This window comes from Streptomyces sp. XM4193 (assembly GCF_023072595.1).
Taxonomy (GTDB): domain Bacteria; phylum Actinomycetota; class Actinomycetes; order Streptomycetales; family Streptomycetaceae; genus Streptomyces.
Genome location: NZ_JALLGK010000001.1, coordinates 198,980 through 211,326, shown reverse-complemented (window position 1 = coordinate 211,326; position 12,347 = coordinate 198,980). Strand labels below are relative to the sequence as shown.

10 protein-coding genes and 1 tRNA gene are annotated in these 12,347 nt (G+C 72.4%); 4 read left to right on the top strand and 7 right to left on the bottom strand.

The genetic code is table 11. The features are described from left to right. Positions 1–21: 21 nt before the first annotated feature. On the bottom strand, positions 22–1,353 hold the full coding sequence (locus MTQ01_RS00890) for a serine/threonine-protein kinase (RefSeq protein ID WP_247486360.1): 1,332 nt from the start codon (positions 1,351–1,353) through the stop codon (positions 22–24). Between the two features lie 296 nt (positions 1,354–1,649). After that, on the bottom strand, positions 1,650–2,198 hold the full coding sequence (locus tag MTQ01_RS00885) for a DNA-binding protein (RefSeq protein ID WP_247486359.1): 549 nt from the start codon (positions 2,196–2,198) through the stop codon (positions 1,650–1,652). Positions 2,199–2,326: 128 nt separating this feature from the next. On the opposite strand from MTQ01_RS00885, the gene MTQ01_RS00880 reads away from it, so the two are divergent. Further along, a tRNA-Ala gene (locus tag MTQ01_RS00880) sits at positions 2,327–2,399 on the top strand. A 426-nt stretch (positions 2,400–2,825) separates the two neighbouring features. Here the strand turns inward: MTQ01_RS00880 and MTQ01_RS00875 are convergent. Further along, positions 2,826–4,133, bottom strand: a complete 1,308-nt coding sequence (locus tag MTQ01_RS00875; protein ID WP_247486358.1) for a transposase — start codon at positions 4,131–4,133, stop codon at positions 2,826–2,828. Positions 4,134–4,657: 524 nt separating this feature from the next. Between MTQ01_RS00875 and MTQ01_RS00870 the strand changes: the two genes are divergently transcribed. Then, on the top strand, positions 4,658–5,467 hold the full coding sequence (locus tag MTQ01_RS00870) for a ScbR family autoregulator-binding transcription factor (protein WP_247486357.1): 810 nt from the start codon (positions 4,658–4,660) through the stop codon (positions 5,465–5,467). Positions 5,468–5,874: 407 nt separating this feature from the next. Here the strand turns inward: MTQ01_RS00870 and MTQ01_RS00865 are convergent, their stop codons facing one another. Next, on the bottom strand, positions 5,875–6,906 hold the full coding sequence (locus MTQ01_RS00865; protein WP_247486356.1) for a ScbA/BarX family gamma-butyrolactone biosynthesis protein: 1,032 nt from the start codon (positions 6,904–6,906) through the stop codon (positions 5,875–5,877). 182 nt (positions 6,907–7,088) lie between these two features. Between MTQ01_RS00865 and MTQ01_RS00860 the strand changes: the two genes are divergently transcribed. Both MTQ01_RS00860 and MTQ01_RS00855 read left to right on the top strand, forming a co-directional pair. Beyond that, the gene (locus MTQ01_RS00860; protein WP_247486355.1) at positions 7,089–7,766 is read left to right on the top strand and encodes a ScbR family autoregulator-binding transcription factor; all 678 of its coding nucleotides are present in this window, start codon (positions 7,089–7,091) and stop codon (positions 7,764–7,766) included. Positions 7,767–7,782: 16 nt separating this feature from the next. Beyond that, the gene (locus MTQ01_RS00855) at positions 7,783–8,721 is read left to right on the top strand and encodes an SDR family NAD(P)-dependent oxidoreductase (protein WP_247486354.1); all 939 of its coding nucleotides are present in this window, start codon (positions 7,783–7,785) and stop codon (positions 8,719–8,721) included. A 186-nt stretch (positions 8,722–8,907) separates the two neighbouring features. Here MTQ01_RS00855 and MTQ01_RS00850 read toward each other — a convergent pair whose 3' ends face one another. From MTQ01_RS00850 to MTQ01_RS00840, 3 genes are all read right to left on the bottom strand, one after another. Then, positions 8,908–9,627: a TetR/AcrR family transcriptional regulator gene (locus MTQ01_RS00850; RefSeq protein WP_247486353.1), complete on the bottom strand. Its 720-nt coding sequence runs from the start codon at positions 9,625–9,627 to the stop codon at positions 8,908–8,910. Positions 9,628–9,701: 74 nt separating this feature from the next. Beyond that, positions 9,702–11,165 carry an MFS transporter gene (locus tag MTQ01_RS00845; RefSeq protein WP_247486352.1) on the bottom strand — a complete coding sequence of 488 codons (1,464 nt, stop codon included), beginning with the start codon at positions 11,163–11,165 and terminating at the stop codon, positions 9,702–9,704. Then, positions 11,165–12,232 (bottom strand): acyl-CoA desaturase, encoded by a 1,068-nt coding sequence (locus MTQ01_RS00840; RefSeq protein ID WP_247486351.1) that lies wholly within the window; start codon positions 12,230–12,232, stop codon positions 11,165–11,167. The genes MTQ01_RS00845 and MTQ01_RS00840 overlap by 1 nt, the downstream gene beginning before the upstream one ends. Positions 12,233–12,347 lie beyond the last annotated feature (115 nt).

The following is a 12,347-nucleotide window of genomic DNA, read 5'->3' as shown; positions in this document are numbered from 1 at the left end:
GTGCGGGCTCGGCTCCGTGGGTCAGCTCTGGGTCAGTGCCCAGACGCCGACGGCGATGAGGACGAACGCCAGCAGCAGCACCGGTACGGCCACCTTGGCCGAGGGGCCGGGACGCGGTGCGGTGTTCCGGGCCGACTGCGGGTGCGCGCCGGGGAGTTGGCCGGTGGCCGGGTGCGTCGCCGCGTCGCCCGTCTGCTGCGGATACCCGTAGGCGCCTTCCGTCGGGTGCGCGTACGGCGCCGCGGGCGATACGGCGGTGGGCTCGGGCGGCGGGGAGTGCGGGGAGGCGTGCGGCGGGGAACTCGGCGGGGCGAGGCGGAAGCTGCCGGTCTCCGAGGCCGCGCCGGGGTGGGCGGTACCGGTGGGACCCGCGTCGGCCCGGGGTGCGCCGGTCGGGGGTGCGCCCGGCGGCGGGCCGGCCGCCGTCCTGGTCGGCTCGTCCTGGAGTGCCCGGGCGCCGGACGGCTGAGGGCCGTCCGGGCCGTAGCCCGCCGGCAGCGGGCCGATCTGGTCGAGGACCTCGACCGTCGGTGAACCGCCCCCGCCTGCCGGGGACTTGAGCAGTTCGCCGCAGTCGGCGAGGGCCTTGCGCACGCCGAGCGCGGTCTTGAACCGTGCGGCCGGGTCGGGCTGGAGCAGCGTGCCGAGCACGTGCCACAGCGGTTCGGGCACGTCCTCGGGGGCCGCGGGTACGCCGCCCTCGCGCCGGTAGGTCTCCACCAGCGCGCGCGAGTCCGGCTTGGCGCCGGTCAGGAGGTAGAGCGCGACCAGGCCGACCGCGTAGAGGTCGGCGGTGAAGTCCGGGTCGGCGCCGAGGAGTTGCTCGGGTGCGAAGTAACCGGGTGTGCCGACGATGAAGTTGGTCTCGGTCAGCCGCGGCTCGCCCTTGCGCATCGAGATGCCGAAGTCGGAGACGCGCAGATGGGGGCGGCCCGTACCGGTCGCCTCCAGCAGGATGTTGGCCGGTTTGATGTCCCGGTGGACGACGTCCTCCGCGTGGACGGCCGACAGTCCGGCGAGCAGCTGGTCCAGCAGCGTCAGTACGGTCGCGGGCGGCAACTTGCCGTAGTCGCCGAGGAGATGGGCGAGGGAGCCGCCGCTGACCAGGTCCATGGTGAAGAGCACCTGGTCGTCGTCCGCGGCCCAGCTGGTGGGTGCCAGTACGTGCGGGTGGTCGATCCGCAGCGCCTGCTCGCGCACGAACCGCAGCAGCGTGTGCGCGTCCGACTGCTGCAGCACCTTCGCCGCGACATAGCGCTTCCGTCGGTGGTCCCACGAGCGCCAGACGGCTCCCGCGCCGCCGCGCCCGATCGGGTCCACCAGTTCGTACCGGCCCGCGAAGACCTCACCCATGCTGCTGCGCCCGCCCTCTCGAACTGTCGACCATCTGCTCGGGTTGTTCGTTTGACTGCCGTTCGCTGCCGGCGCTGTCGTCGGCTGCCTGCCTGCCTGCCTGCCTGCCTGCCTGCCTGCGCTGTCGCAGGACGCCGTCCGGGCCGGTCGCGCCGTCGGGGCCGACGCGGTCGCAGGCCGACGGCCGCTGCCGGACGGCCGACGCCTGCCGGATCTCCGCGACCCGCGGGGACGATTCCGGCGGACCGCTCAGCCGTGACGTTTCCGCCGTGACGTTGCGGCCGTGCGGCCCGGGCTCAACCCTGGTGCGCCTCGTAGTGCTTGACCGCGTCGGAGGTCTTCCCTGCGCCGTACACCTTCAGGAACTCGGCGAGCTCCGGATGGTCGTCGGCGAGCAGCTGGGACGCCTCGATGATGCCCTGGGCGTCGGAGATCGCGCGCATCAGCGACTGGATCTCGCGCACCGCTCGCTTGACCGTGGTCTGCTGCCCGGTGCCGCCCCCGCCGGCGGTGCCGCCCAGCACGCTCTGGCCCGCGGTCCGACGGATCTCCTCCATGCGCTTGGTGGCCTCGGCCGCGCTCAGGTGCCCGCCGGCGACCTCGCTGGACAACTCCTGGAGGGCCTGGACCCGTTGGACGACCGCGGGGTTGCCGATCTTCGCGCGCTGGCCGCTCATCAGCTGGGAGAGCATCGGCGCGGACAGCCCGAGCACGGTCGCGAGCCTGGCCTGGTTGAGACCCAGATCGCTGATCAGCCGCCGGAACAGAGTCCCCAGCGGCTCGCCGTACCAGGAGCTTTGAAGCTCCCTGGCCTTCGCCGTCGAGTCCTGCTGCGTTGCGTCCATGGTGTCTCCCCTGGTCTCCCCTGTTCGCTTCGCGCCAGCGAACTTCCCCGCATCCTACGGAGCGCGGATGTGCGGGGCGATACCCGGTCGGTGATCAGTCCGAGGACCAGGTACGCTTGTGGTGCTTCGGGGCCTTAGCTCAGTTGGTAGAGCGCTGTCTTTGCATGGCAGATGTCAGGAGTTCGACTCTCCTAGGCTCCACTCCGAAAGAGGTCCCCCGCCCTGCGTCCGAGCAGGTCGGGGGACCTTTTCGTTTGTCCGCGGCCGGTGTCCGCGGGCGGGAGTCGTGAGCGGGCTGCCCGCGGGGTCTGCGGGGTCGCGAGGTGTGCTGAACCGGGGACTGCGGGGTCGGTTCGGGGGCGGGTCTGCCGGGTGGCTGTGGGCCGGGTGGTTGTGGGCTCTGCCTCGTGTGCTCGGCGGGGACGGCGCCGTCCGCGGTGTCCGCTTGGATCGTCGCGGGGCCCGCGGATGCCCGGTGCGGCCGGTGCGACGCCCGGGGCAGGGGAGTCGCCGATTCGCGGCGCCGGGCGGGCGCGGGAGGCTGTGCCGTGCGGGCCCGGGCGCCGAACGGGTCGCTGCGGCGCTGCGCCGCTGCTGAACGGGGGCGCTGTCGGGGCGTTTGTCGGTTCAGCCCGTGCGCATCGCTGCGGCTGCTGCGGGCGCGGGCGCGGGGGTGGGTGTGGGGGTGCGGAAGGTGGCGGCGACGGTGCGCGGGACGTGCGGGACCTGCCGGCGGTTCCGGTCGGCGGACAGTGCGACGAGGCCGTGCGCGACGGAGGCGAGCGTGGTGTGGCGGTGCCAGCCGGCGTAGGTGCGCCCCTCGAAGTCCCGCAGGCCGACGGGGTAGGAGATGTCGACCAGGTCCCGGTCCACCCTGCGGACGAGTTTGGTCAGCCGCAGCAGTGTGTCCACGGGTGCGTCGGTGAGGTCGGTCAGCCAGGCGTGCGTGAGCCTGCCGTACGGGTTCTCCCACTCGGCCACCAGACTGAACTGGCCCGGCTGGTACGAGAGTTGGGTCCCGCCCGCGGTGTGGAGGCCGCCTCTTGCGCGGCCGGGCTGCGGGGCGCCGAGCGAGACCGGGACCTTGGCGGCCAGGCTGGTGCGCAGCAGGCCCGAGACGGGGTCGATCCACTCCACGGGGCGCCGCAGCCGCCGCGCCGCGTCCGTGACCTGTCGTGCGGATACCGACTGTCTTCGGTAGCCGGAGAGCGCGGTGTCCGCCGGGGTCAGGGTTTCGCTGTTCACGCCGATCCGGGCGATGAAGGGGAGGCGGGCGGCGATGAGCTGGGCCGCCACGGCGGCGGTGACGTCCTCGCCGCAGTCGAGGACCACGGGGCGGCGGCTCAGAGCCCAGCCGTCGGCCATCTCGCGGGCGGCGGCGACGGCGATGTGCAGCGGCGAACGGGCGTGGATGTCGTCCGGAATGCCCGCTCCGCTGCGGCGCTCGGGGCAGTCGAGCCATTCGGACGGCAGCTGTAACTCCCACTGCACGGGCACGCCCACCTGCTCGTTGGCGAGCCATACCCCGTACGCCTCCTGGCAGTTGACCGCGCGTCCGGACCCCACCAGCGGCCTGCGGGCGACGCCGACGGAGTGCGAACCGGCCTTGGGGATCACCAGGCGGCGCACCACCCAGGCGCTGGGGCGCAGCGTGTGGTCGAGGTACTGGGCGACGGCCGCGCGCATGTCGGACCAGCGCCAGGTGGAGCTGCTGACGAAGTGCTGGAGGCTCTGCTCCAGCGACTTGTCGCCGGCGAGGGTGGCGATTCCGCGCATCGACTTGCGCCCCTCCACCTCCAGCAGTCCGCGTACGTAGCTCGCGGCCTTTCGGCGCTGGTCGCTCCGGCGCAGCGGGGCGAAGGCGACGGTGCTCAGCTCGTGGGCCGGAGTGTCTGGCGTGAGATGTCGGAGAACCGGACTCGTCGTCGTGCTCACTTCATCCCCCTCGGTGCCGTCTTCTGCGGATCTGGGAAGGCCCTCGCAGCCGCTTCTCCCGCGGGGGGTGGGATGCCTCCGGCGGTGGGCGGGAGCCACGGGCGGTGAGTCGACCACCGCCGTGTGCTGTACGCGCCAACACCGCAGGCATCGTGTTGACGACGATAACAAACCAACCCGTATGTTTGTAAAGCCCGGGAGAGGGAGTTGTTGGTGGGGCAGGCTGGGAGCTTCGGGGGAAATGGGGGAAATCGCAGGTCATCGAGGTGCGCGAGGGCGGGAGTGAATGACCCGCGTTTCCGGTGCGGCGCGCGGGGGAGGTCTTCTCGCGGTCGTTGTGTGGATGTCCGGCGTCCTGTGGGTGGCAGGAAGGGGCCTGGCCGGCTCATTGACATACCGCTTGCGCTGTTTTTACTCTTGCAAGGACCAATCTCTTCCAGGCCCCGCAGCCCTTCGCCCGCCCTGCCGGTCGGTACGCGCGGGTCGAAGCGCGGAGGGGCCACCGGCGGCCGAAGGACTGCGTGATGAGACAAGAGCGGGCCGAACGGACGAGAGCCGCACTCGTGTTGTCCGCCGCGGCGATGTTCGACAGAGAGGGCTACGAGCGCACGACGCTCACCGGCGTCAGCCGGCGTGCGTCGGTGAGCAAGGGGGCGCTGTCGTTCCACTTCTCCAACAAGGCCCAGCTCGCCGACACGGTCCAGGCGGCGGGCTGCGAGGCGTCCAGGGAGAGTCTGGAGAACCTGCGCGACCGCGGCCTGCCCGCGCTTCAGACGCTGGTCGACATGACCCATCTGATCGCCGACCAGCTGATGCGGGACGAACTCGTCCGCGCCGGCGTCCGGTTGGCCGCCGAGCGCGACACGGACTGCGGCTCGCCGATGCACTTCTTCGGCACCTGGTACGAGACCTTCCAGGAGGTCGCGGTCGAGGCCGAGAGAGACGGCAGCCTGCTGCCCAACCACGCGCCGCGAGCGGTCGCTACCCTGGCGATCTCGGTGGTGTCGTACGCGCACGCGAGGCACCGCAAGGCGGACGCCGAGGTCCGCGGACGGGTCGCCGAGCTCTGGGCGATGCTGCTGCCCTCGCTCGCGACGAGCGTCGCGGGCTGGCAGTTCAGGGCGGAGGGGGCGGACGAGCAGCCGGGTCCCGACGCGCCTGCCGGGCAGAGCGTGCCGGCTTCGCCGGTCCCCGCGCCCGCAGACCCCGCCCGGCCGGGTGCTGCCGCAGCCCCGAGTGCTCCTGCCGCTGCCGCGTCGGCCCCAGCGGCCCGTACCGGGTGCCGGACTCCGGTCGGCAGGTCTGCGCCGCGGCGGCGGCTCCGCGAGGGCTGAGCGCCCGGCAGCGGCACCGGACGCGTGCGTGTGCCGGGTGGGCCGTGGTGGGGCGGGTCGGGGTGTGCCGGGGTGTGGGGCGGGGCGTTTCCGAGCTGCCCGGCCCGTCCGGTCCGCGTCCGCCTGGTCTGAGTCCGTCCGGTCCGCGTCCGTCCGGCTTCGCGCCCGCCTGGTCCGGCCGGGCCGGTCCGCACGGCCGGTCCCGACGTTCGGGCCGAGTGGTCGGTCCGCGGGGGCGGCCGGGTCCCGGGCGACGGGCGTGGTGCGGGTGAACGGACCCCGATGCGCGCGGAGTTCGGCGTGCACCGGCGTTCGGGCCGTACGGTCCCGCCCGGCGCCGGCTTGGGCGTCCGGACCGAGCGGGCCGCGGTGGGAGCAGGGGCCGGGGGCCGTGGTGCGGGTGGTGCTCAGGGGCGGGGGCGGCGGTGCCGGTCGGGCGCCGCGTACGAGTCGAGTGTCGTGTCGTTGCCGAGGGTCGCGGTGAACACCAGCTGGCCCGCCTGGGTACCGGTGACCGTGGCGAACCCGCTCTCGGGGCGGTGGTCCGCGGTCAGTACGCAGGGGCTGTCGTACTCCGCGTAGCGGGCGAAGGTGGCGTGCACGCGCAGTGCGTGGAAGGTGCCGGGGTGGCTGGCGGCAGCGGCGGCCTGGCAGGCGGCCTCCAGCAGCACCATGCCGGGTACGTGGTCGACGGGGTGGTCGAACATCGTGGGGTGCGAGGTGTCCGCGCGCACGTGCCAGACGTCGCGCCGGTCCGTCGGGGCGAGGACCACGTCCAGGGCCGAACTGCGGCCGACGTACTCCGGGCAGACCGGTGCGGGGAGGTGGGGGCCCTGTCCGGCTGCGCGGTGCTGGGCGCCGCGCAGCCGTCGGTAGACGGCGGGGGCGACGGCGGTGAAGGAGGCGCTGCCGGCGGCGAAGGGCCGGCCGTCCCGCAAGAGGGTCACCTCGGTTCTGAAGCCGGCCACCCGTCTTCCCTTGCGGGTGAACTCGGTGCAGGTGGCCAGGAGTTGGACGTCGGCCGGGCTGCTGCCGACCCGGATGCCGGCGCGACTGGTGCGGTAGGACAGCTCGTTCATCACGAAGGCGTGGCCGAACGGGATGCCGTACTCGGCGTGCGCCAGAACAAAAACGGACTGTCGGATTGTTTCCGCGACAAGCGACGGCATGTGGTGGGAACTGGAAGGCGGGGTGAAGAAGCTGTGGCAGCGCGGCCACTGTGCGGCCAGTTCGTAGGTGTCACCTCCCCGGCTCTCCCAGTCGGTGACGAACACCTCGCTGATCGCTGCCCGATGGACGAGTTCGCGGGGCGCGGTGGCACTGAAACCGGGCGCTCGTACGGTAGTTGAACCGCTTCCGGCGCGGTGCGGTGCAATGGTCGGCGCGAGGGCCACCGGCTGTGCGGGGGCGGCGAACTGGGTGGGTGCGGTAAGGGTCATGGCTCCTCCGAGGTGCGTCACGGTGATGCGCGGGCGGGGCTGCTGCCATGGAACTGATCGGTACGTTAAAAACTGGACGGTCTTTTTTCAATACCCTGGTGGATACTGGATGCGCGAGAAGCGGACTGCTGGGTAGGGAACGATCGGCAGCACGGGGCAAGTCGGAAGGACGGAGTGTGCCGATGGCACAGCAGGAGCGCGCGGTGCGCACCAGGGCGGCGATCGTGCGAGCGGCGGCGGAGGTCTTCGGCGACATCGGCTACGAGGTCGCCACGATCGCCGACATCCTGAAGCTGGCGGGAGTCACCAAGGGGGCGCTCTACTTCCACTTCGCCTCGAAACGGGAGCTGGCGCAGGCGGTGCTCGACGAGCAGGTGCACGCCGTGCCGGAGCTCCCGCACGAGCCGATCCATCTCCAACTCCTCTTCGACCAGGGGATGTTGCTCGCTCATCTGCTCAAGTCCGATCCGCTGGTGCGGGGTTCGGTGCGGCTCACCATCGAGCGCGGCGGGCACGAGGGCCCGGACCGCAGAGGCCCGTACCTGCGCTGGGCGGAAGTCACCGGGGCGCAGCTCGAACGGGCGCGGGCGAGCGGGGAGTTGCTGCCGCACGCGGACGTCGAGCAGGTGGCCCAGCTCATCGTCGGGGCCTTCGCCGGGGTGCAGGGAATGTCGCAGGCGCTGACGAACTACGACGATGTGGCCGAGCGTGCCGCGGTGCTGTACCAGAGCGTCCTGCCCGCGGTGGCGGTGCCTTCCGTGCTCGGCCGGTTGGATCTGCGGCCCGATCGCGGGGAGCGGGTGATGGAGCGCGTCCTGAAGGAGGGAGGCGCTTCGGACGAGCTGCGGAGCGCCTCGTGAGTGCCGGGTCGGCCTCATGACAGTGGTGATCACCGGGGCCACCGGGACAGTGGGCCGCGAGGTCGCGCGTCGGCTCGTTTCGGCGGGGAGGCCGGTCAGGCTGCTCGCCCGGCGGCCGGAGGGGCTGCGGCGGCTGCGCGACGAACTGCTGGGCACGGCCCGCGCCGGGGTCGAGGCGGCGTCGGTGGACCTGGGCGACCGGCAGGGGCTGGAGCGCGCGTTCCGCGGGGCGCGCGCCGTGCTGGTGGTGACGAGTGATCCGCTGAGCCCGGAGCACGACGCACGGTTGGTTGCGGCGGCGAGCCGCGAGAGCACGGCGGCAGCACACCGCCGGGACGCCGCGGCCGGCGGACAGGCGCCGGACGGTGAGCGCGGGGCCGTGCACCTGGTGAAGCTCTCGGCGCTCGCGGTGACCGACCCGTGCGCCGACGACCTCCTGACCCGCTGGCAGCGCGAGAACGAGGACCGGATCCGGGAGTCGGGGCTGCCGTGGACGCTGCTGCGGCCACGGGCCTTCATGAGCAACACCCTCGCCTGGGCACCCGGCATCCGGGACGAGCGCACCGTGCGGGCGTACGGGGGGCGGGCGCGCAACGCCTGCGTGGATCCGCGGGACATCGCCGAAGCCGCCGCAGCCGCGCTGGGCGACCCCGCGCACCACGGGCTGACCCACCACCTGACCGGCCCCGAGGCGCTGTCGGCGGCCGAACAGACCGAGCAGCTGGGCCGGTTGCTCGACACCCGGCTCACCCTCGTCGAGCTCAGTCGTGCCCGGGCCGAGGCCGCGCTGCGCGCCCGTTGGCCGGAGCCGGTCGCGCTGGCGCTGCTCGCGAGCGCGGAGCGCCTGCGCGCCGGCAGCAAGGCCGGTACGGAGCCGGGGGTGGCGCGGGCGACCGGCCGTCCGCCCACGTCCTTCGCCCGGTGGGCCGCCGACCACCGCGCCGCCTTCGCCTGAGCACCGCGCCGGCGCGTACGCCCGCGCGGGCGCGCTCGCCCCGCCCCGCCCCGTGCCGCCGAAACGCCCCGCCGAAACGCCGCGCCCGCGCGCGCGCCCGCGGCCCGCGGCGTGCGGAAACGCCCGCGGGCAGCGCTGTCGGCTGCTGCCCGCGGGCGTGGGAACGCCGGACGACCTCGGCCGGGGTCAGCCGCGTACGCCCACGTACCGGCCCATCGCGGCCGCCGCGTGGTCCACGAACGCGGCCGGGTCCTCGCCGAAGGCGGCGATGTGCCCGAACACCGAGAAACCGGTCATGCCGAAGAGCTGCGTCCAGGCGACGAGCAGCCGTGCGACGACCGGCTCGGGCAGGCCCTGGGCCATGCCCTCGGCCAGCCCGCGCACCGCGTCGGCCACCGGCCCCGGCAGCTCCTCCTGCTCGCCGGTCTCCAACGCGCCCTGTTCGGCGGCGTGTTGGAGCGTGCCGATCAGGGCCATGGCGGTACGGGCACCGGCGACCATGGTCTCGGGCGGCGCGTCGTAGCCGGGGATGTTGGTGCCGTAGATGAGCTCGTACTCCTGCGGGTGGTCCGTCGCCCAGTCCCGCACGGCGCGGCAGACCGCGACCCAGCGGGCCAGCGGCGCGGCGTCGGCGGCGGCGCTCTCGCGCACGGCCTGTTCGGCCCGCTCGCCCATGCCGTCGTAGGCGTCGACGACCAGTGCGGTGAGCAGGGCGTCGCGGGAGGCGAAGTGCCGGGCGAAATCGGTCGCGGTCATGCCGAGCGCGGTGCGGACGGACTCCGGGGTGAGGACCAGCGCGCCGTTGCGGTGCAGCTGGCGGGTGCCCTCCGCCTTGATGGCTTCGACGGGTTCCGCGGCGTCGGTCGCGCCGGTGGTCCGGTCGTGGTGTGCGGCTTCAGTCGTCATGTGGCCAACATGAAGTCTCCGTACGGCGTCCGCCACCGCCGTACGGAGACTTCGTTACCTTCGCGGGGGTCCGCTCAGCTCCAGTCGGCCGACACCCCCGTCGTGCGCTCGCCGAGCACCAGTACGGTCGCCGCGACGACCACCATGACCAGCGCGACGGTGCCGAAGAGCCACACCGGCCCCGCCGAGTCCAGCACCGGCAGCAGGGCGAACGGGATGGCCGCGGCGCTCAGCTTGGACAGCGAGTACGCGGTGCCCGCTGCGGTGGCGCGGATGCTGGTCGGGTACTGCTCGGCCAGATACACGTGCGAGACGGTGGAGAAGACGTTGCTCAGCAGCGTGAAGCTGAATCCGAAGGCGACGATCCAGGCACCGGTGTCGGCGAAGGCGAAGCCCAGTCCGCAGGCGGCCATGGCGACCGCGGAGAGCGCCACCAGGAGCTTGCGCTCGATCCGGTCCATGATCGGCACCGAGAGCAGCGAGCCCACCGGGTAGCCGACGAAGGACAGCGCGGCGAAGCTGATGCCCTCCAGAATTCCGTACCCCTTGGCCGCCAGGACCAGTGGGGCCAGGGTGCCGAAGCCGTAGTAGCCGACGACGGACAGTCCGCACAGCACCCACAGCATCGTGGTGCGCCGACGGTATCGGCGGCCGAACAGATCGCGCAGCCGGGTGTTGGGCTTCACCGCGGGTGCCTGCGCCGGCTCGGGCTCGGGCAGCCGGTTGCCGCCTGCGACGGCCTCCGACTCCATCGTGGTGACCAGCCGGTCGGCCTCCTCGCGACGGCCGACCGAGGCCAGCCAGCGGGGTGACTCGATCATCCCGCGGCGCAGCACCCACACCACGAAGGCGCCGAGCGCGCCGAGCACGAACAGCCAGCGCCAGCCGTCGATCCCCAACGGGGCGAGTGGCACCAGCCACAGCGCCGCGAAGCCGACCGCCGGCACGCCGCAGAAGCACAGCGTGTACGCCCAGGCGATGAATCTGCCGCGCTTCCTGGCCGGCAGGGTCTCCGACAAGTAGCAGTCGGAGAGGGCCTGTTCGGCGCCGATGCCCATGCCCGCGATGAACCGGGTGACGATCAGCCAGGCCGCGTTCGGCGAGAACGCCCCGGCCAGGGTGAAGAACGAGTACAGGCCGAGGTTGATCATGAAGGCGCGGCGCCGGCCGAGCTTGTCCCCGACCCTGCCGAGCAGCAGCGAGCCGAAGAACTGGCCGAGGAACGCGGAGGCGAGCGCCAGTTTCAGCGCCGTGCTGTCCATCGCGAACTCGGTCTGCATGACCTGCGCGATCGTCCCCGACAGATGGTTGTCGAAGCTGTCGAAGAACAGCCCGATGCCGATGACCAGCGTCAGCTTCCGGTGCGTGGGCGTGATCGGCAGCCGGTCCATACGGGCGCCGATCGCCTCGGGCGAGTTGCTGCCCGGGGCGGCGGGGGAGGCGGTTTCGACGGGCGCGGACGGCCCGCCGGCACCGGCCTCCAGTGTGGTGACGGGCGTCGGTCCCGGGGCGACGCCCGTGCGGTGCTCTGCGGACATCAGCTCACTTGCCCCTGCCGGACGGGTGCGGAGACCTTGTGCAGGAACGAGGCCACCTCACGGTAGGAGCGGAAAAAACCCACCTCGCGATAGGGGATGCCGCGCTCGGCGCAGTACTCCATCGTCAGCTCCCGCGCCCTGGGCAGGCTCTTCTGCGGCATCGCGGGGAACAGGTGGTGCTCGATCTGGTAGTTGAGGCCGCCGTAGAGGAAGTCCATCAGCCGCGAGGGGCGGATGTTGCGCGAGGTGAGGACCTGGCGCTCCAGCCATCCCAGGCTCTCCTCCTCGCCGTCGCGCAGCTCCATGCCCTTGTGGTTCGGCGCGAAGATCATGCCGAAGTAGACGCCCTGGCAGGCCTGTTGGACGACGACGAAGGCGACGGCCTGGAGCGGGGTGAGTATCCAGAACACCAGGCCGAGGTAGAGCGCGGCGCGGGCGGCGATGAGCGAGGCCTCCAGCACGGGCTGCTTCACCTCGCGACGGGCGATGGCGCGGTAGGCCGTCATCTGCATCTTGAACAGCTCGCACACCAGGAGCACGAAGAACAGCGTGCTCTGGTAGCGCACGATGAAGCGCTGACGGCGGGTGCGGGTGGCGTACTGCTTGGTGTCGAAGATCGCCGTGCGCCGGCCGATGTCCGGGTCGAGGTCGAGGTGGTTGGGGTGGGAGTGGTGGCGGTTGTGGTGGTTGACCCACCAGCCGTAGCTGATGCCGTTGACGAAGTTGGCGTGCGCGTAGCCGACGATGTTCGCCAGGTTCTTGCTGCGGACCATCGACTTGTGGCCGGCGTCGTGCCACATGAAGCTCGACTGGCCGCCGCAGAAGCCCATCCACGCGGCGACGAGCAGGGTCCACCAGCTGGCGCCCAGGGCGAAGAAGGCGGCCAGGCCGGCCAGCAGGAGCGTGGTGTTGAGCGCCAACTTGAAGGCGTAGTAACGGGGTTGCAGGTCAAGGAGACCCTCCGCCTTGACCCGTCGCAGCAGCTCGGCGAACGAGGCGGACTGGCCCGACTTCGCGTCGGCCGTGCTCCCTGCTGGGGTGTTTGTGGTGTGCTGCGCTGACTGCATACAGGTGATCTCCTTGAGTCACCGCGCCCGGTGGGCGGCGGAGCGATGGGAGGCCTCGACACGCTCCGCTCGGAGCCTGATACGCCGCTGACTCGCTTCTGACGGGCGCCGGGGC